The sequence below is a fragment of the Myxococcus sp. MISCRS1 genome, assembly GCF_026626605.1.
Taxonomy (GTDB): Bacteria; Myxococcota; Myxococcia; order Myxococcales; family Myxococcaceae; genus Myxococcus; species Myxococcus fulvus.
In genome coordinates, this window is the sequence record NZ_JAPNKB010000001.1 from 3691345 (window position 1) to 3709956 (window position 18612).

17 protein-coding genes are annotated in these 18612 nt (G+C 70.6%); 8 read left to right on the top strand and 9 right to left on the bottom strand.

The window, feature by feature from the left end:
* Positions 1 to 9: 9 nt before the first annotated feature.
* Both hemW and OWM54_RS14235 read right to left on the bottom strand, forming a co-directional pair.
* Positions 10 to 1215 (bottom strand): radical SAM family heme chaperone HemW, encoded by a 1206-nt coding sequence (hemW, locus tag OWM54_RS14230; RefSeq protein WP_267697842.1) that lies wholly within the window; start codon positions 1213 to 1215, stop codon positions 10 to 12.
* 13 nt (positions 1216 to 1228) lie between these two features.
* Positions 1229 to 3703 (bottom strand): plectin 1 isoform 8, encoded by a 2475-nt coding sequence (locus OWM54_RS14235; RefSeq protein WP_267697843.1) that lies wholly within the window; start codon positions 3701 to 3703, stop codon positions 1229 to 1231.
* Between the two features lie 195 nt (positions 3704 to 3898).
* Here OWM54_RS14235 and OWM54_RS14240 point away from each other — a divergent pair, with 195 nt between their 5' ends.
* Positions 3899 to 6499 (top strand): M16 family metallopeptidase, encoded by a 2601-nt coding sequence (locus OWM54_RS14240; protein WP_223783409.1) that lies wholly within the window; start codon positions 3899 to 3901, stop codon positions 6497 to 6499.
* 51 nt (positions 6500 to 6550) lie between these two features.
* Here the strand turns inward: OWM54_RS14240 and OWM54_RS14245 are convergent, their stop codons facing one another.
* The 5 genes from OWM54_RS14245 to OWM54_RS14265 form a co-directional block, all read right to left on the bottom strand.
* Positions 6551 to 7282 (bottom strand): class I SAM-dependent methyltransferase, encoded by a 732-nt coding sequence (locus OWM54_RS14245; protein ID WP_267697844.1) that lies wholly within the window; start codon positions 7280 to 7282, stop codon positions 6551 to 6553.
* Positions 7283 to 7333: 51 nt separating this feature from the next.
* Entirely contained in the window at positions 7334 to 7903 is a 570-nt protein-coding gene (locus tag OWM54_RS14250; protein WP_267697845.1) for an imm11 family protein, read from the bottom strand.
* A 15-nt stretch (positions 7904 to 7918) separates the two neighbouring features.
* Entirely contained in the window at positions 7919 to 9262 is a 1344-nt protein-coding gene (locus OWM54_RS14255) for an AHH domain-containing protein (protein WP_267697846.1), read from the bottom strand.
* A gap of 96 nt (positions 9263 to 9358) precedes the next feature.
* Positions 9359 to 10327, bottom strand: a complete 969-nt coding sequence (locus OWM54_RS14260) for a hypothetical protein (protein ID WP_267697847.1) — start codon at positions 10325 to 10327, stop codon at positions 9359 to 9361.
* A complete protein-coding gene (locus OWM54_RS14265) occupies positions 10324 to 10686 on the bottom strand; it encodes a hypothetical protein (RefSeq protein ID WP_248542287.1) in 363 nt (120 codons plus the stop codon). The genes OWM54_RS14260 and OWM54_RS14265 overlap by 4 nt, the downstream gene beginning before the upstream one ends.
* Positions 10687 to 10726: 40 nt before the next feature.
* On the opposite strand from OWM54_RS14265, the gene OWM54_RS14270 reads away from it, so the two are divergent.
* Positions 10727 to 11593: a 50S ribosomal protein L11 methyltransferase gene (locus OWM54_RS14270; protein ID WP_141331451.1), complete on the top strand. Its 867-nt coding sequence runs from the start codon at positions 10727 to 10729 to the stop codon at positions 11591 to 11593.
* Between the two features lie 217 nt (positions 11594 to 11810).
* Here OWM54_RS14270 and OWM54_RS14275 read toward each other — a convergent pair whose 3' ends face one another.
* Positions 11811 to 12944, bottom strand: a complete 1134-nt coding sequence (locus tag OWM54_RS14275; protein WP_267697848.1) for a metal-dependent hydrolase — start codon at positions 12942 to 12944, stop codon at positions 11811 to 11813.
* Between the two features lie 122 nt (positions 12945 to 13066).
* On the opposite strand from OWM54_RS14275, the gene OWM54_RS14280 reads away from it, so the two are divergent.
* The 4 genes from OWM54_RS14280 to OWM54_RS14295 all read left to right on the top strand — a co-directional run bounded on the left by OWM54_RS14280 (position 13067) and on the right by OWM54_RS14295 (position 15831).
* Positions 13067 to 13573: a DUF1993 domain-containing protein gene (locus OWM54_RS14280; RefSeq protein WP_223783416.1), complete on the top strand. Its 507-nt coding sequence runs from the start codon at positions 13067 to 13069 to the stop codon at positions 13571 to 13573.
* A 117-nt stretch (positions 13574 to 13690) separates the two neighbouring features.
* The gene (locus OWM54_RS14285) at positions 13691 to 14680 is read left to right on the top strand and encodes an AraC family transcriptional regulator (protein WP_267697849.1); all 990 of its coding nucleotides are present in this window, start codon (positions 13691 to 13693) and stop codon (positions 14678 to 14680) included.
* A gap of 128 nt (positions 14681 to 14808) precedes the next feature.
* Positions 14809 to 15297, top strand: a complete 489-nt coding sequence (locus tag OWM54_RS14290) for a DUF962 domain-containing protein (RefSeq protein ID WP_267697850.1) — start codon at positions 14809 to 14811, stop codon at positions 15295 to 15297.
* A gap of 18 nt (positions 15298 to 15315) precedes the next feature.
* Positions 15316 to 15831 (top strand): hypothetical protein, encoded by a 516-nt coding sequence (locus OWM54_RS14295; RefSeq protein ID WP_141331441.1) that lies wholly within the window; start codon positions 15316 to 15318, stop codon positions 15829 to 15831.
* Positions 15832 to 15859: 28 nt separating this feature from the next.
* On the opposite strand, the gene OWM54_RS14300 is transcribed toward OWM54_RS14295, so the two are convergent.
* A complete protein-coding gene (locus tag OWM54_RS14300; RefSeq protein WP_267697851.1) occupies positions 15860 to 17326 on the bottom strand; it encodes an adenylate/guanylate cyclase domain-containing protein in 1467 nt (488 codons plus the stop codon).
* A 113-nt stretch (positions 17327 to 17439) separates the two neighbouring features.
* On the opposite strand from OWM54_RS14300, the gene OWM54_RS14305 reads away from it, so the two are divergent.
* Positions 17440 to 18174: a 16S rRNA (uracil(1498)-N(3))-methyltransferase gene (locus OWM54_RS14305; protein WP_267697852.1), complete on the top strand. Its 735-nt coding sequence runs from the start codon at positions 17440 to 17442 to the stop codon at positions 18172 to 18174.
* Positions 18175 to 18284: 110 nt separating this feature from the next.
* A complete protein-coding gene (locus tag OWM54_RS14310) occupies positions 18285 to 18551 on the top strand; it encodes a GlsB/YeaQ/YmgE family stress response membrane protein (RefSeq protein ID WP_046711275.1) in 267 nt (88 codons plus the stop codon).
* Positions 18552 to 18612 lie beyond the last annotated feature (61 nt).

The following is an 18612-nucleotide window of genomic DNA, read 5'->3' on the forward strand; positions in this document are numbered from 1 at the left end:
CCGGCTCGACTACAAGAGCCGCGCGCAGACGGCGCTGTGCACGTCCGCGCCCTTCTCCGTCAAGGCCAGTCGCCCGTTCGTGAGCGTCGCGAAGCCGTGCTCCACCAGCCGCGCCACCTCCGCCCGTCGGGGCTCCACCGGCTGGCCATATCGCTCACACACCGCCTCCCAGTCCACGCCCGACACCAGCCGCAGCCCCATCGCCAGCCGCTCCGCGAACAGCTCCTCGGCGCCCAGCGCCTCGCGGCTGTCCTCGGGCAGGCGCCCCGCCTCCACCTGGGCCAGGTACCTCTCCGGGCTGCGCAGGTTCGCGTAGCGCGAGGGCTCGGGGGACAGCAGCATCCCCGTGGCGCCCACGCCCAGCGCCAGGTACTCGCCGCCCGTCCAGTACAGCGCGTTGTGCCGGGAGCTGAAGCCCGCTCTGGCGTGGTTGGAGACCTCGTAGCGGGTGAGGCCCGCGGCGCCGTACACCTGGCGCACCGTGGCGGCCATCGTCACCACGTCGTCGTCCGAGGGCAGCTCCAGCTCGCCGCGCTTGAGCTGCTTGGACAAGGGCGTGTCCACCGCCAGCACCTCGCGCTCCACCGTCAGCGCGTACGTGGACAGGTGCTCGGGCTGGAGCGCCACCGCGCGGCGCGCGTCCTGCTCCACCTGGGCCACCGTCTGGCCGTGCACGCCGTAGATGAAGTCCATGGACACCACCGGGAAGCGCGCGCGCCGTGCCAGCTCCACCGCGCGCTCCACCTGCTCGGCGTCGTGCGCGCGGCCCAGCGCCTTGAGCGTCCGGGGCTCGAAGGACTGGACGCCCAGGGACAGCCGATTCACGCCCGCGGCCCGGTAGCCCTCGAAGCGCTCCGCGTCCGCGCGCTCCGGGTTGCCCTCCAGCGAGACCTCCGCGCCGGGCGACACCTTCAGCCTCGCGGCGATTCCGTCCAGCACGCGGGAGACGTAACGCGGATGCCACAGTGACGGAGTTCCACCGCCCAGGAAGATGGACTCCAGGGGCTTGTCGCGCAGCCCGGGCGAGAGGGCGAGGCGCGCGTCGAGCTCCGCCAGCACCGCGTTCGCGTAGCGCTCCTCGGGCACCTGGCGCGCCACGGCCACGGCGAAGTCGCAGTACGGGCACTTCGCGAGGCAGTAGGGGAAGTGCAGGTACAGCCCGAAGCGGGCCGCCGGCATCCCCGTGAGCAGGTCCACTGGCGCGTCGAACGGCATGAGGGGCAAACCTCTACTTCCGGCCCTTCAATTGCGCTTCCAGTTTGGCGATCTTCGCCTTGTAGCCGGCCGCCGCCTCGAGCGCCGTCTCGGCCGCCACCAGCTTGCGCTTGAGGTTGGCCGCGTCCGCCTTGAGCCCCTCCCGCTCGGCCTCCCAGTCGGCGGGCGCACTCGACGCCACGGGCTGTGGTGCCTGGGCCAGCTTCTCTTCCAGCGCCTCGCGGGCCTGCTGCTCGGCGCGCAGCTTCGCCTCCGCCGCGGACAGCGCCGCCTTCGCCTCCTCCAGCTTCTTCTCGGACGCGGTGCGCGCCTGGGCGGACTCCTGCGCCTTGCCCGCCTGCGAGGACTCCGCGCGAGCGAGCCGGGCCTCGGCGTCCTGGAGCTTCGAAGTCAGCTCCGCGCGCGTCGCCTCCGCGTCCTGGAGCTTCGAGGCCAGCTCCAGCCGAGCCACCTCGACGTCCTTGAGCCGGGTCTCCGCCGCCTGGGCCGCGGCCTCCTCCTTCTGCTTGCCGGCCTGCGCGGTCTGCGCCGCCTGGCTCGCTCGGGCCGCGTCGGCCTTCGCCGTCTCCAGCGCGCCCTCCAGCATCTTCAGCCGCTGCTGGAGCCGCTCGGCCTTGTCCGCCTCGGCGCGCGCGGCCTCCAGCTCCTCGCGCAGCTCCGCCAGCTGAGCCTCGGCGCCGCCCTGCCCTTCCGCCAGAGCGTCCGCGCGGGCTTCCACTTCCGCCGCGTGCACCTGCGCGTCGGAGCGCTCCGCCTCCGCGGCCTCGCGGCGCACGCGCTCCAGCGACACCTCCTCCTTCGCCTGCGCGAGCGCGCCCTGCACCCGGACGAGCTCCGCCTCGCGCTGCGCGGAGGCCGTCTCCAGCATCGTCACCCGCGCGGCCAGTCCCACGCGCTCGGCGTCCGTGGTGGCGGTCTTCATCTCCGCGGCGGCGAGCTGCTTCTTGAGCTCGTCGCGCTCGGCGTGCGCGGCCTCCAGTGCCGCGGACACCTCGCCCACCTTCGCCTCGGCCTGCTGCGCCGCCTCGCCCAGCGCCGCCGCGTCCGCCTCCATGCGGTCACGCAGCGAGACCTGCTCGACCTCCAGCGCCTCCAGCGCCTCCTTCAGCGCCGCGGCCTCGCCCTCCGCCACCTGCGCCCGCTCGCCGGCCTGCGCGAGCCCCTCTTCCAGGGCCTGGGCGCGCTCGTTCGCGCGCGCGGCCTCGGTCTCCAGCCGCGCCGTGAGTCGGGCCACCTCGGCGGCGCGTTGCTCCAGCGCCTGCCGCAGCACGGGCAGCTCGGAGGCCTCCGTGGTGCGCGCGGTGAGCGCCGCGCGCAGGCCCACGATTTCGGCGTCCTTCAGGGCCAGCGCCTTCTCCAGCTCGGAGGTCTGCGCCTGCAGCGTGCGCAGCCCCTCCTCCACCACCGCGAGCTGGCGGCGCGCCTGGTCGCGCTCCTCCTCCAGCGTGCGCGAGCGGGTCTGCGCCTCCTCCAGCGAGCTCTTGGACCAGTCGCTCTCGCTCTCCACCGCGGAGAGCGCGCCCTGCGCCTCGGCGAGCGCGGCCTCCAGCTGGCCCACGCGCAGGCCCAGCGAGTCGCGCTCGGCCGTGGCCGTCTCCAGCTCGCCGCCCAGCCGCTCCACGTCGGAGAGCACCTGCTGGTACTGCTCCTGGACGGCCTCCAGCGCGCCCTGCGCCTCGGACTTCTCCGCCGCCAGCTCCGCGACGCGGTCCTGCGCCAGCGACAGCGCCTCCTTGGCGCCCACCAGCTCCTCGGCCACCGCGCCCCGCGACTCGCGCTCGTCGTGCAGCTCCGCCGTCAGCCGGGGGACCTCCGACTCCACCTCCGCGAGCGCCCGCGACAAGTCCTTGCGGTCCGCCTCCACCGCGGACAGCTCCGCCTCCACCGCGGCGAGCTTCGCCTCGGCGTCCGCCGCGCGCTTCTCCGCGCTGGCCAGCGCCTCCGAGGTCTGCGCCAGCTTCGCCGGGGAGTCCTTCACCGCCCCCAGCTGCGCCTTGGCCTCCGCGGCCTCCTTGCGCGCCTGGGTGAGCGACTGCTTGAGCCCCGTCACCTCCCCGTCGCGCTCGGCGTACAGGGTGCGCGCCCGGGCCAGGGTCTCCGTCTTCTGCCGGACGACGGCCCGGAAGTACTCGAGCTTCTCCTCTGGAGAAGCCCCCATGGGCATCCGGGGCTCGGCGGCCTCCTTGAAGGGATCATCCCCGGGCACCCGCACCGCCCGCGAAACCGGGGCCGGGGTGGTGGCGATGGGGGCGGGGGCCTTGGCCGCGCCCGTGCCCGCCGACGACAAAGCCGGGGACGCCGCCGGACGGCGAGGGGGCAGAGGGGGCGGAGCAGCGGGCGGTGGCGCCGAAGGCGGGGGCTTGGGCTGGGGCCTGGGGAGGGCAGTGGCGGTGGGGGCGGGGGGGGCCGCTTGGACGCCAGTGTCCTCCAGGTCCAGGCTGTCGCGCAGGTCCGCGAGCGGATCCACCTCTTCCGGAGGTGACGGCATGGGCGTTCCCAGGTTACCGCCCGGCGGCGCGGCCTACCAGGGACGCGTGACGGGAAGGGTCGGTTCAGGCGACCGGACGCGGGGAGGCCCCTCGGACCCCTCGACGCCAGGGCGCCTGGGCGTTAGCCAGTGAGGGATAAATCTCACCTCGCCTTGCCCTCCTGGGGGGCGAGTGCCAGCTTCGGACCCTTCCATATGGCCATCCGCTACGCGCTGCCCAACGGGCTCACTGTCGTCTTCGAGGAACAGCACGCCGCCAAGGTCGCGGCCTTCCAGGTCTGGGTGAAGGTCGGCAGCGCCGACGAGCGCCCGGACCAGGCGGGCCTGGCCCACCTGCACGAGCACATGCTCTTCAAGGGCACGGAGCGGCGCGGCCCCGGCGAAATCGCGCGGGACGTGGAGGCCCACGGCGGGGAGATCAACGCCTGGACGTCCTACGACCAGACGGTCTACCACATCGTCATCGCCAGCCAGTTCGCCCGGACGGGCCTGGACATCCTCGGGGACGCGGTGCGCCGCTCCGCCTTCGACGCCGAGGAGCTCTCGCGCGAAATCGAGGTCGTCTGCGAGGAGATCAAGCGCAGCCAGGACACCCCGTCCCGGCGCGCCTCGCGCGACTTGTTCTCCACGGCCTTCCAGCGCCACCCGTACCGGCTGCCGGTGCTGGGGACCGCCGAGAGCGTGCGCAGCTTCAGCCGCGAGAAGGTGCTGGAGTTCTACCACCGGTACTACACGCCGAAGAACATGGTGCTGTCCGTCTCGGGGGACCTGAGCGAGGCGGAGCTGCGCGGGTGGGTGGACGAGATCTTCGGCGGGGACTGGGGCCGGCCGTTCGAGGGGGAGGTGAAGCGCCCCGAGGAGCCCGCGCTCACGGGCCGCCGCGTGCTGCTGCGTCCGGACGAGGTGAAGGAGGCGTGGCTGCACCTGACGTTCCCGATTCCGGAGGCCGCGCACCCGGACACGCCCGCGCTGGACGTGCTGGCGATGATGGTGGGTCAGGGAGAGGCGTCCCGGCTGTCGCGCGAGGTGAAGCGCCGCCACAACCTGGTCAACGACATCCACGCCTTCGCGTACACGCCGCAGGACCCGGGGCTGTTCTCGGTGTCGATGACGCTGCAGCCCGGCCACTGCGAGCGCGCGCTGGAGGAGGCGGCGAAGACGCTGGCCACCATGCGCGTGACGCCGGTGACGGCGGACGAGCTGTCCACGGCGAAGGCGCTGCTGGAGGCGGAGGCCGTCTACCAGCGCGAGACGGTGCAGGGCGTGGCGCGGAAGATGGGCTACTTCCAGTCCGGCATGGGCAGCCTGGAGGCGGAGGCGCGCTACTACGAGGCCGTGCGCTCGCTGACGCCCGAGCACATCCAGAAGGCGGCGGAGAAGTACCTGCGGCTGGACAAGGCCATCGTCACGGCGCTGTTGCCGCACGGGACGGAGTTCACGGAGGCGCAGGTGAACGCGGTGCTGGACCGCGTGGAGAAGGGCCCCGTGGCCGCGCCGCCCGAGCGCAGGGCGAGCAAGGTGTCGGCGGGCGAGCCCTCGCTCAAGCTGGGCGCGAAGGCGAAGGGTCCCAGCGACATCATCCAGGAGACGCTGCCTTCGGGGGCGAAGGTGGTGGTGCGCGTGGAGCCGGCGGTGCCGCTGTTCGCGGTGCGCGCGGCGTTCATGGGCGGGTTGCGCTACGAGACGCCGGCGGACAACGGACTGACGACGCTCTTGGCGCGCAGCCTCACGCGGGGCACGCCGACGCGGGACGCGGAGGAGATTTCGCAGCTCGCGGACATCTACGCGGGCAGCATGGGGGGCTTGAGCGGACGCAACTCGGTGAACCTGCGCGGGGAGTTCCTCTCGCGGCACTTCGAGGCGGCGTTCCGGCTGTTCTCCGACAGCGTGTTGCACCCCTCGTTCCCCGAGGTGGAGGTCGCGCGGGAGCGCTCGCTGATGCTCCAGGACATCCTCACGCGGGAGGACAAGCCGTCGGGCCTGGCGTTCGACCTGTTCAACCGGACGCTGTTCCGGACGCACCCGTACCGGATGCCGACGCTGGGTGAGAAGGAGTCGGTGGAGGCGCTGGGGCCCGAGGCGCTCCGCGCGTACCACGAGAAGTACATGGACCCGTCGCAGCTGGTGCTGACGGTGGTGGGCGACGTGAAGGTGGACGAGGTGCTCGCGCTGGCGAACGAGTACTTCGGCAAGTCGCGGGGCAAGGCCGCGCCGGCGCCGCGCATCCTGGAGGAGGGGCCGCTGGAGGGTGCGCGCGAGGAGAAGCGCGTGCTGGCCAAGGCGCAGTCGCACCTGGTGATGGGCTTCCGGGGCATGCGCATCAACGACCCGGAGCGGCACGCGCTGGAGGCGCTGTCGGGGGTGTTGTCCGGCCAGGGCGGGCGGCTGTTCGTGGAGCTGCGCGACAAGCGGTCGATGGCGTACAGCGTGAGCAGCTTCGGCGTGGAGGGCATCGAGCCGGGCTACTTCGCGGCGTACATGGGGACGAGTCCGGAGAAGGTGGACGCGGCGCTGGAGGGCATCCGCGCGGAGCTTCGGCGCGTGCGTGACGAGCGGATTCCCGAGGCGGAGCTGGAGCGGGCGAAGCAGAACCTCATCGGCACGCATGAAATCGCGCTCCAGCGCAACGGCGCGCGCGCGGGGATGATGGCCATGGACACCCTGTACGGGCTGAACCTGGACAACTTCCTGCACTACGCGGAGCACATCGCCGCGGTGACGTCGGAGCAGGTCCGGGACGTGGCGCGCAAGGTCATCGACTTCGACAAGAGCGTGCTTGCCGTCGTCGGGCCGTGATGTCGGGTGGGCGAGCGCCGGGGTCGTGGCGCTCGCCTTCTCACGACGGGGCTACTTCTGGCCGCTCAGGGCGGTGAGGAGTGGGTTCTCACGGTAGACGCGCCAGAAGGCCTCGCCGTGCTTCTGGAGGGCCTCGTCGGGAATCTCGAAGGGGTGCCAGGTGATGTCGCGGAAGCCCGCCTCGGCGAGGGTGGCTTCGTAGACCTGGGTGGACCAGCGGAAGTACTCGAAGGGCGCTGGGGGCTCGGTGAGGAAGAGGGCCTTGCAGAAGTGGCGCCCGTCCTCGAGTTGCTCGCTGAGGACCTCGACGCCGTAGGGCGCCCAGCTCGAGCGGGCCACGTCGAAGGTCGGGTCGATGGTCATCGCGATGAAGCGCCCACCGGGCTTGAGGTTGGCGTAGGCGCCGCGGCACATGTCGAGCAGCTCCTGACGGGCGCCCGCGTAGTTCAGCAGGTAGACGGCCGTGACCAGGTCGAAGTCGCCGAGTCGTGGGAGGGCTCGGGCGTCGAGCACGTGGTAGCGCAGTCCGCGGGGTTGGGTTTGTTCCTTGTCGCGCGCGAGCTGGACCATCTCCAGGGAGATGTCCACGCCCTCCACGCCGTCGGCGCCGAGTTCGTTGAGGAGCCGTGAGTAGTGGCCCGTGCCACAGGCGAGGTCCAACACACGCTTCCCGCGCAGGTCGCCGACCAGTCGCAGGAAGGTGTGTCGCTCTGGGATGGGCAGAGCGGCGGTGTTCTTGAACTGCTCGTACTTGGTCCCGATGCTGTCGTACTGCTCGGACATGCGTGCGCCCCCGGTGGAAGGGGACGATGCGAGCAGGGGTGCTGGCGCGAGTCAAACGGGTGTGAGCTTCACGCCGGTGGCCTTCTTCTTCGTTAGGGCACGCTGGAGGTCCTCGGAGACGATGAGAGCGATGGACCAGCCCCAGGTGCGGAACACCTTCGCATCCCCCACCTTCGCGGGGTCGATGCGCATGCCATAGACATCGCGGTACTGGCCCAGCTTCTCGGGTCGACGGTCCTCCTCGGTCCAGTAGAGCACCTCTTCCGTCGCCCCATCGTCGATGCAGCGGATGAGCTTCGTCGCCACGAGGATGAAGTACGCGTCGGGGCGTCCCTCGATATCCACGGGGACGAGTTGCACATCGTCAGGGGCAAGTTCCTGGAAGAGGTTGGCCACGGTGACATGGACTACCGGGGTGCTGAAGCCCGCCAGGGAGAAGTCGAGCGCCTTACCCGGCACTTCGATGGGAACAGAGAGCCGTCCGCTCACCGCTACCGGATGGCCCTCCCTGAACATCCAGGGGTCCTCCAGCTCACGTCCTCCAGACTCGCGGGGATGCCCCAGGTCCCATCGGCCCGGCACGGAGACATCGTCGGTCAATTGGAAGTACCGCTTCACCATCGCGCAGCCTCGGTCTCACTCGCTTCGCGTCAGCAACTTGTTCAAGCCCGAGCCAGGAGTGGAGACCTCCCTCGCGAGCCGTCTGAGTTCCGTGACCAGGACCTCACGACACTCCATCACCGTCCGGCATCCCTTCGTCGCTTCTTCCAGCCGTGCATAGACGCGCTCATGATAGCGCTGCGGATGGGGACCTCGATGGCCTTGAACCTCGACCACGTTCTCGGCGTCCTTCAGCTCCATCCCCGCCTTCGCGAAGATTCGTCGGAACCGTGGCGTCCAAGGGCCACCCCGGACCGGAGATTTGCTGTTCTTGTCGGTGGCGATGTGATGGTTCTCGGGGTCCCTGCCGCCCATCTCACGTGACGCCATGGCGACGGCGTTGGGAGCCAGCGCGATGGTGAAGCCATCTGCTGCCATCGCCACCGACTGGACGCCTCCGATCGCCCCGTAGCGGTAACCCGCCTGAGACTCGACGAAGAGCGCGGCCTGCGAGGAGCCGGGCAGCCTTGAGGAGCGAGCCAACAGTCCCGCTGTATTCCCCAGAGCAGCGGTGGTCAGCATGACGAAGATGCGCGCCGCGTTCTCTCCAAGGACTTCACCGTAGACCTCTCCCGCGTCACGGAGTTGCTCGAAGGTCGTGGCCCGGTCCACGGTCCGCACCAGCGAGACCCATCCATCCAGGATGCGCCAGACCGTGTCGACGCCCAGGTAGGCGATGGCCGAGGCCGTCAGCAGCGCAGCAAGGCCCTTACTCATGGGCTCGGGCAATACCCAGAGGAGCATGTACATGCTGACGGAGGCACTCACCGTCGCCATCAATGCCTGTGGGTCCGCCATGTCCTCCAGCGCTTCCGCCGTCTCCTCCCAAACTGACTCCATTGCGATGGCCATGGCCAACGAGTACTTGCCGTCGCTGGCCAGCAATGGGCCCTCCGTCAGCAGGCGGAGGCAATCACCCGGTTGGTTCTTCCGCTCACACCAATGGCCGTAGGCGCGCGTCAGCGCATCGTCCGCGTAGGACTCCAGCAGGCTCGGTCCATCGGGTGAATCTTGCTCCTTCCGGGGGATGAGCCGTGGTCCCTGGTTGTCGAAGAAGAACACCCCACTCCGCTCGGGAACACCGAAGAGTTCGCGTGCCTCTCGCATGGGACTCGCGAAAGGTCGCACGTCTCGAGCGAGTACCACCACTGCGGCCTCGAACTCCTCTTCGTCCAACTCCACCGGCGCAGCATCGTCCTGGGCGATGGGAGCGTGTGCCAGTGGAGGCTCGACCCCTGTCTCCAGGCGAACCAGACGCGTCGTCCTGCATCCCGTCACGGCCAGCGCAAGCAACAGCCCGACAATCCCGAGCGCTTTCATCCACGCCCTCCCTCTCCGGACTCGTTCCCCGAAGACTGGGCTCCGGGATATCAGAGTGAGTGGGCTGGTGAGGACAAGAGACTCCTCCGCAATCAATCAGAGTTCAGTGCCAGGGAGCACGGGTGACGGCGGCGGTGGCTCCGCTTCCGGCACCTCCCGGAGTCCCATCGACAGCGCCGAGTCGAGCGCATCGAGCAGTGGCCCCGTGGGAGCCCCAGGCAACGTGTTGCACGCCCGGACAAGGTCGCGCTTCCTGCGCAGCTTCTCCGGCTGCCGCTTCGCCTCCACCGCGAGCGCCTCCACATCCACCGGCGCCGACAGCAAGACAGCACACGTGCGGAACAACTCCATCCGCGCGCGGTCGTCCTCCTCCAACAACACCGGCGCCCCGTCCAGCTTCAGCCCCTTGAAGCCCAACGCCCGCACCTGCTCCACATCGAGCACCAGCACACCGTTCTCCGTGGGACGTGGCGCGGGCGGCTCGCCCTTGCCTCCGGTCAGCTCCACCACCCCGTCCGCCGGCTCGGGATGACAGGGCACCTCGCGCAGCGCCACCATCTCATCCGCCTTGCGCGTCTCCGTCGTCTCCCCTCCCCTGTGGAGCTGGATGAGCCCCGCGACCAGCGCCGGCACGCCCACCGACAACAACACCACGCCCCACGTCGTCGCCACCTTGCGACTCGAAGGCCCGTAGTGCCCGTCCCGGTCGATGCCATCCCGGTCCGGCGTGTTCGAGAACAACGTCCTCCCGAGCACCAGGAAGCCACCGATGCCCGTGAGCACCCCACCCGAGCTCACCGCCCCCGCCGCGCCCGGTGACGAGTGCGTGCTGATGAGGTTCTCCGTGTACTCGACGTGCTGCTCCGTCCGACAGACGTCCGCCGTGGAGAACCGCAGTGAGAGTCTTGGCCAGTCCACCTCGGCGCTCGCGAAGGGCATCCGCTCCCCGAGCTGCGACTCCTGGACATACGTCCGCAGCACAGGGCCCCGCTCGGTGCGCCGCTCCACGTCCAGCGGCGTGCACCCCACCGCCAACATCAACACCGACGCCACCCACCGCTTCATGGCTGCTCCCCCCGGAAGTACGCCGCCACGTCCGGGCACTCCACCAGGAAGCGCGTCGTGTCCTCGCAGCTCGGCGCCCGCTCCGTCGTCGTCCCCACCCGGATGAGCGGCTCCCGGCAGTCCAGCACCCGCTCCCGCGCGGGCGTCACGAAGGCGAAGTCCTCCGAGCCACACCCCGTCCGCTCCAGCAGGGTCGTCTCACAGGAGGTGTCCAGGTCGAGCTGCTCGGCGACTCCAGGGCAGGCCGACGTCTGGCAGAGGCGGGTCACCACATCCCGACAGACCGCCGCGTCGGGTGCTTCCGGGCCGGAGCAGGCACACAGCCAGGCCAGGGGCCACAAGATGAACAGGTATCTCACGGCGCTCCCACGCTACGCACGGCGCGGTAAAAGGGCCCGCATGTCCCAGACCTATCTGTCACTCACCGTGGAGTTGCCCGAGGAAGCGTCCGAGGCCGTACAGGACCTCCTCCACGAGTCCGGTGCGCTCGGCCTCGAGGTACGAGACCGCGAAACCCCCACCATGCCCGGCGTGAAGCCCCCCAACGCGGGCGAGTCCATCGTCATCGGCTACTTCGAGGACCGCCCCACCGCCGAGTCCGCGCGCGACAGCGTCGCCGAGTCCTTCCCCGACGCCCGCCTCGGCCTGGACGAGCAGCCCCAGCAGGACTGGAGCAACGAGTGGAAGTCCCTCATCAAGTCCGTCCACGTCGGCCGCCTCTGGGTGGGCCCGCCCTGGGACGTGGCCAACGCCCCCGCGGACGCGGTGCGCCTGGTCATCGAGCCCAAGATGGCCTTCGGCACCGGTGACCACCCCACGACGTCCCTGTGCCTCGCCGCCGTGGACGCGTACATGACCGACCACCCCGGCGCGAGCGTCCTGGACGTCGGCACCGGCACCGGCGTGCTCGCCATCGCCGCGAAGAAGCTGGGCGCGGGCCGCGTGGTCGCCACCGACAACGACCCCACCTCCGTGGAGCTCGCCCAGGAGAACCTCACCGACAACGGCACCCCGGACATCGACGTGTCCGGCAAGGAGCTGACCGCCGTCGAGGGCACCTTCGACCTGGTGCTGGCCAACATCCTCGCCAACACGCTCATCGAGCTGGCGCCGCTCATCGCGCCCAAGGCCAAGGACCGGCTGGTCCTCGCGGGTGTACTCTCCCACCAGCGCGCCGACGTCGAGGCCGCCTACCGCAACCTCGGCTTCACCGTGCTCCCCGGCGCCACCCAGGGTGAGTGGGTGCGCATCGACTTGAAGCGCTGATGAGCCTCAACGCTCCGAGGGCTCGAACGAGGCCAACCCCTCACGAGCCTTCGGATGCCTGGAGCACTCCTCGATTCCGAACCCAGGAGTGGCCCTTCGCGACGCCACTCCACCTCGCGCGCGAAGGCCCCCCTCGTGCCCTACTGCACGACGAGGGGACGCGGTGCTGAGCCAGGACACGTGTCCTGCGCCTTCACCGCCTGCTTCGGGCCTCGCGTCAATGCGTCCCGTTGCTCGGCGGAGCGCGAACGGGCTTCAGCTCCTTGTCCAGCTCGACCACCGCGGAGCCGAGCCCGCCACTCTGCATCCGCGAGTAGCGCACGTCATCGATGGTGACGCGCCAGCCCTGCGCCGTCTCGCGAACCTGATACGTGGGCAGTCGCAGCCAGTTCGACAGTCCGCGCAAGTGCGGCGCCGCGAGCGCGGCCTGGATGACCGGGCCCGGATTCGGCTCGCGCGGCAGCGTCGGGCCGTTGATGCGCAGGTGCTCGTCTCCGCCCTTCAAGAAGTCCGCCGTCACGAAGTGGTAGCGGTCCTTCCCCACCGCGATGAGGTCTCGCACGAAGGGGTTCGCCGGCACCGGCCCCGCGATGACGCGCTCCACCGACTGCCCCTGCCCCTCCAGCCACGCCTTCGCGCGAGGCGCCGCCACCTGCGAGCCCAACAAGATGGCCCCCAGGTACAACACCAACCCCACCCCACACACCGTCGCCACGCGCTGCGTGGACACCACCTGCGTCCCCTTCAATCGCAGCCACACAATCGCCGCCACGCCCACCACCCACAGCACCTTCGCGGGCCACGGCACGAAGTCGGGCACCGTCACGAGCGCCGTGCTCGCGATGCCCAATACCATCCACCCCGCCGCGGACTTGCGCGTGCGCGCATCCGCCATGATGACCGCCGCCCCCGCGAGCAACCACACCCACGGGTCGACGATGAACAGCGTATCCCCGTAGAACCACGCCCCGTCGAACGGCATCAACAACCGCACGCCATACGTGTTGAGCCAGTCCAACGCGGGATGACTCAACACCGACAGCGTCGACAACAACAACAGCGGCCCCGCGCGCGCAGGCTCCAGCTCCGGATGGCGACGCCTGCGCACGAAGCGGTCCCACGCCAGCATCAACCCCGTGAGCACGAACGGCCAGAGGGCCAGCATCAACACGCCGTGCGTCCACCCGCGTCGCCAGTACAGCGAGGCATCCGAGCCCGCGAACGTCACCACCGCGTCCACATCCGGGAGGTTGGCGCCGATGACGAGCGTCGCGGTGGCAAGCGGTGTGTAGCGCTTGAGCCCCGCCTCCGCCATCCAGGCCCCGACGAGCGAGTGCGCGAGGTTGTCCATTCCCCCCGAGGCTACTTCACCCCACGCGGACCTCGACACCTCGCGTCAGCCGAATTCCTCCAGCACGGCGGACACCGGCGGATTAACACTCGCCCCGCGCACCCCTTCTTGTGGAGCACTCCATGTCCCTGTCGATGTACGAGGCCACCATCCCCGTCTTCATCCGCGCCCTCGAGGTGCTCTCCACCCTCGTCACGCAGGGCGAGAAGTACGCCCAGGAGAACGGCCTCGACCCGAAGCAGGTGCTCGAGGCGCGCCTCGCGTCGGACATGTTCAACCTGGTGCAGCAGGTCCAGCGAGCCAGCGACACCTCGAAGGCCACCGCCGAGCGGCTCAGCGGAGAACCCGCCCCGCGCATGCCCGACACCGAGAGCACCTTCGATGAGCTGCGCCAGCGCATCGCCAAGACCATCACGTATCTCAAGTCCGTCCCCGCCAAGAGCTTCGCGGGCAGCGAGAACCGCACCGTCACGCTCACCACCGGCACCCTCAAGCGCGACTTCAAGGGCGACGAGTACCTGCTCACCTTCGGCCTGCCCAACTTCTACTTCCACATCACCACCGCCTACGGAATCCTCCGCCACCTGGGCGTGCCCATCGGCAAGAAGGACTTCATCGGCCCCATGTGAGCCCCGGCTGAACGCCTCTTGGGCCCGACGCGCCGGACAGGCTAGCGTCCCCGGCGCGTGGAGCCCCCTGCCTCCCAGTCCCTCCCGAGACCTCCCACGGAGGTCCGCTCGCAGCTCGTGGGTCCGCTGCTCGCGTACCTGCGCGCCACGGGCCTGGACCCCTCGCCCCTGGTGGAGCGCTTCGGCCTGCCGCTCGACGCGGGCTCGCTCCCCGAGGTCAGCCTCCCGCTGACCACCCTGCACGCCTTCCTCGACGCCGCCGAGCGGCTCTCCCAGGACGCCTTCCTTGGCCTGCACGTCGCCCAGCGCGTGCCTCGCGGCAACTACGGCCTCGTCGAGTACATCGCCCGGGCCTCGCCCACGCTGCGCGACACCTTCCGCGCGATGGCGCGCTACATGGCCCTCCTGGAGCCCGCCTGGAGCGCGTCCTTCACCGACGACGCGGACGGCGGCGGCACCTTCTCCTACGGCATCGAGGGCGCCCCGCTCGCATACGGACGCCACGCCAGCGAGTACGGGCTCGCGCTCTTCACCCACGTCGGCCGGCAGCTCACCGAGCGCCCGTGGTCGCCGCGCGCCATCGCCTTCGCGCACCCCGCCCCTCCGGACATCGCGCCGCTGGTGGACCACTTCGGCGTCGCGCCCACGTTCAACCGCGGCCGCAACGCGCTCACGCTGGACGCGGCCACGTTGGATTTGCGCGTGCTCGGCGCGGACGCCGCCCTGCTCTCCGTGCTGGAGCGCGCCGCGAGCGCCGCCGTGCCCTCGCCCGCACCGGATGCGCCCGGCTTCGTCCAGGCCGTGCGCGACACCATCCGCGCGTCCCTGCGCGAGGGCGCGCCCCAGGCCGCCGACGTGGCCAAGGGACTCCACCTGAGCCTGCGCACCCTGCAGCGCCGCCTCACCGAGCACGGCACGTCCTTCCAGGACGAGGTCGACACGGTGCGCCGTGAGCTGGCCTGCCAGTACCTGCGCGACGCGAACCTGGGCGTCAGCCAGGTCGCCTTCCTCCTGGGCTACTCCGAGCTGAGCACCTTCGACCGCGCCTTCAAGCGGTGGACGGGGATGACGCCGCGCGTCTGGCGCGAGGGCGCGGAGCGGGGCTGAGACACCGGGCGTGCGGGCCAGCCGACCCGTGGCGTCCCGTGCCAGGAGATTGGCGTGAGCCGCCAGGGACACGCGCCGGGGGACTCTCCTAGTTTGGGAGGTCCCTGCTCCACCGTCCGGAGGACGCCATGCTCAAGGCCCCCATCGCCGCGCTCTTCGACGAGTACTACTCGTCGCACCAGCACCCCACCAACCGGCTGACGCACAAGGTCGCCATTCCGGTCATCGTCCTGCACATCATCGCGATGCTGGACTGGGTGAGGCTGGCGACGGTGCCCGCGCTGCCGGGCGGCGTGCTGACGCTGGGCATGGTGGCCTGGGCGCTCGCCGCGGTCTGGTACCTGCGCGCGGACGTGAAGCTGGGGCTCGTCGTGGTGGCCTTCATGGCCGCCTGCTTCCCCCTGGGCCGGCTGATGCCCACCTGGAGCGTGGTGGCCATCGCCGCGTTCGGCTGGCTCATCCAGCTGGCGGGCCACGCCGTGTGGGAGAAGAAGTCCCCGTCCTTCCTCACCAACCTGGTGCACGCGCTGGTGGGCCCGCTGTTCTTCGTCGCCGTGCTCTTCGGCGACTACGTCATCAAGCCCCAGCCCCAGGGCGCCACACCGGCGCGCGCCTGAAATATCCTCCGGACTCCCATGAGCTTCGCCGACAAGCTGCGCACCTGGATGCCCCTGCACGAGAACGGCCCCAGCCGCGCCGTGCACTTCGTGGGCGCTTACATGTTCATCTTCGCCCTGCTCGTCCCGCTGGGCCTCGTGCGCTTCTCGGTGGGAGGCTTCTCGCTGTCCGCCGCCCACGTGCTGGTGGCCCTGGTGGCGCTGTACGCCATCAGCCTGGAGTGGACGGCGGGCCTGCTGATGAGCCTGCCGCTCGTCCCCACGCTGAGCGCCGCGCTCGCGGTGGGCCACCTTCCCGGCACCACCGTGGCCATCGTCGCCGTGTCCGTGATGGTGGTGCGCTTCGCGCTCGTGGTGGGCGCGCACGTCGTCCTCGAGAAGAAGACCCACGGCCTGTCCCTGGGTGGGCCGCAGCTGTTCTTCATCGAGCCCGTGTACCTCATCACGCTGTTGCTGTTCGGCATGGGGCTCAAGCGCGACCTGCACGCGCGTGTCATGTCCGGTGGGTCCCGCCCCGCGCCGCTGACGGTGTGACGCCCGAGCGCCTGGGGGCCTTCCTCCCTCAGGTGCCGCTGGCGATGCGCACGGGAGCAGGCGACTCGACGTCCGCGTCGAGCGCGTGGCCCTGGAGCGCGTGGACCACCACCGCTTCCCGGCGTCCCTTCACGTGGGCCTCGCCCAGGCGCAGGCCGACGAAGTCGCCGCCGCCGCGCGTCCACGTGCTCTCGCTCACCAGGATGTCCACGCCGTGCACCTTGGTGAGCCCCTCGACTCGCGAGGCCAGGTTCACCGCGTCGCCGATGACGGTGTACTCGTGCTGCTCGGCGCCCCCGAGCATGCCCGCGGCCACCACGCCCGTGTGAAGCCCGATGCCGATGCGCAACGGAGGCAGGCCCCGGCGCAGGCGCAGCACGTTGAGCTCGGCCAGCTTCTCGCGCATGGCCAGGGCCGCGCGCATCGCCTGCTCCGCGTGGTCCTCGCTCGAGTCCGGCACGCCCCAGCACGCGAGCATCCCGTCCCCGAGGAACTTGTTCACGATGCCCCCGTGCGCCATCACGATGTGCGTCATCCGCCCGAAGTACTCGTCGAGCAGCTCCAGCACCTCGCGCGGCTGCAGCGTCTCGCTCAGCATGGTGAAGTCGCGGATGTCGCTGAAGAGGATGGTCACCTCGCGCTGCACCGGCCGCAGCGACGTGTCCCCCGACGCCATCACCCGCTCCACCACCGGCTTGGGCAGGAAGCGCGACAGGCCGTCGCGGCGCCGCAGCCGCAGGAACATGCTGCCCACCTCCGCGTTCGTCATCGCGATGAGCAGCCCCAGCGTCACGTAGCAGAAGACGACGAAGCTGGTGCTGGACCAGGTGCCGTGCCCGGACACGCCTGCGACGAAGGCATACCCCATGGACGACAGCGCCGTGGACAACAGCACGTGCAGCCACGAGAAGCGCGCCACGGAGAACACCAGCACCATGCCCATGCTCGCGCCCAGCATGCCCGCGTCGAACTGGCCCGTGCGCGCCCAGGCGTGCCACCCCATGAAGGCGAAGAAGCTGGTGTCCGCCACCGTGGTGGGCACCGGCAACCACCGCGCGTGCCTCAAGTGCGGCCGCTGGCGCAGCAGCACCACCAGCGCGAGCACGGAGAACAGCCCGTACAGGACGATGGCCAGCACACGCTGGAGGTCATGCGGCGGCAGGGACTCGCCGGTGACGTGGGCGATGCCGCCCTGGCTCACCGCCAGGAGCGCCATCAGCGCCAGCCGCACCCACGCCACGCGCCGCTCGCCTCGCAGCGAGCTCTCCGCCAGCACCAGCTCCTCGTTGGCGCGGCTCAGCGCGAAGCGGGCCACGGCGGAGTCCTGTCCCGGCGAGAAGCCCTCGTCGTCCCGGCCCATGATGGCGAGCTCCCCTTCCTTCCCTTCCCGGGGCGGAGCCAGGACCTCCGCCTGGCCCGTCATCGTCACGTCCGCGCGTCCACCACGCCCCGTGCGCGAGCAGGTCCAGGGGAACCTGCCACGGGGCACCGACATGCCCATGGTGCCTGAAGTCGCGAAGGCCAGCGAGCCCTGGCATTGGGCCGGCGCTTGCTGTTGAAGTCCCCGCCCCGACACGCCCCCACCCCGTCGCCGCTGGAGAAGCCCACGTGGTCCGCCTCTTCGTCCCCATCGCCGAGCCCGCCCCCGACACGCTCGTGCTCACCGGCGAGCGCCGCCACTACGTCGTCCACGTCCTGCGCCTGGGCGAAGGTGACGCGCTGGAGGTCTTCGACGGCAAGGGCCGCGCGTTCGAGGCGAAGGTCACCGGCGTGGACGCCGAGGAGGTGCGCGTGAGCCTGGGGGCGTCGCGACAGGCGCCGCCCCGCCGCGCGGTGAGCGTGGTGCAGGGCCTGCCCAAGGGCGACAAGCTGGAGTGGGTGCTGCAGAAGGGCACGGAGCTGGGCGCGGCCGCCTTCCTCCCGGTGGACACGCTGCGCAGCGTGGTGAAGCTCGAGCCCAAGCGCGCGCAGGAGCGCACCCAGCGGTGGACGAAGATCGTCGAGGAGGCCGCGCGCCAGTGTCGTCGCGACGACGTTCCACGGGTCGAGGTGCCGAGCGCGTTGGGTGATGCCGTCCGCGCGCTCGCGCGGGGGACGGTGGTATTGGTGTTGGACGAAGAGGAGTCCGCGGTGCCGCTGGGCGAGGCGTTCCGGGCCGCGGGCGCGGGCACGCCCATCGCGCTGGTCGTGGGGCCGGAGGGGGGACTCGCCCGTGAGGAGGTGGAGGCGCTGAAGGCCCAGGGCGCCCGACCCGTCACGTTGGGTGCGCGTATCCTCCGTACGGAGACGGCCGCGCTCGCCGCCCTGGCGGTGATGATGCACCTCGATGGGGAGCTTGGTTAGCGGGGGGCCGGTCGAGCGCCCGTTCCATACGGGTTCCCACCTTCTCTGGGTCATTCCTACGTTTGGGCCATCTGGGACCTTCCGGGTCCCCACAGACAGGAGAAGGGTTCATGGGGATCATCGCATTCATCATCATCGGCCTCATCGCGGGCCTCATCGCTCGCGCCATCCTTCCCGGCAAGCAGAGCATGGGCCTGTTGGCGACGACGCTGCTGGGCATGGTCGGCTCGCTGCTGGGCGGATTGGTCGGGTCCCTCTTCACGCGGGACGGACGGCTCTTCGACCTGCGACCCTCGGGTCTCATCATGTCGGTCGTGGGTGCCATCGTCGTGCTGCTCATCGTCGGAGCGGTGGGGCGGCGCCGTGTCCACGCCTAGCGTGAGGCGCTCCACACCGGCTGTCCCCCAGGGGACAGGTGGACGCCTGTCGTTGACGAGC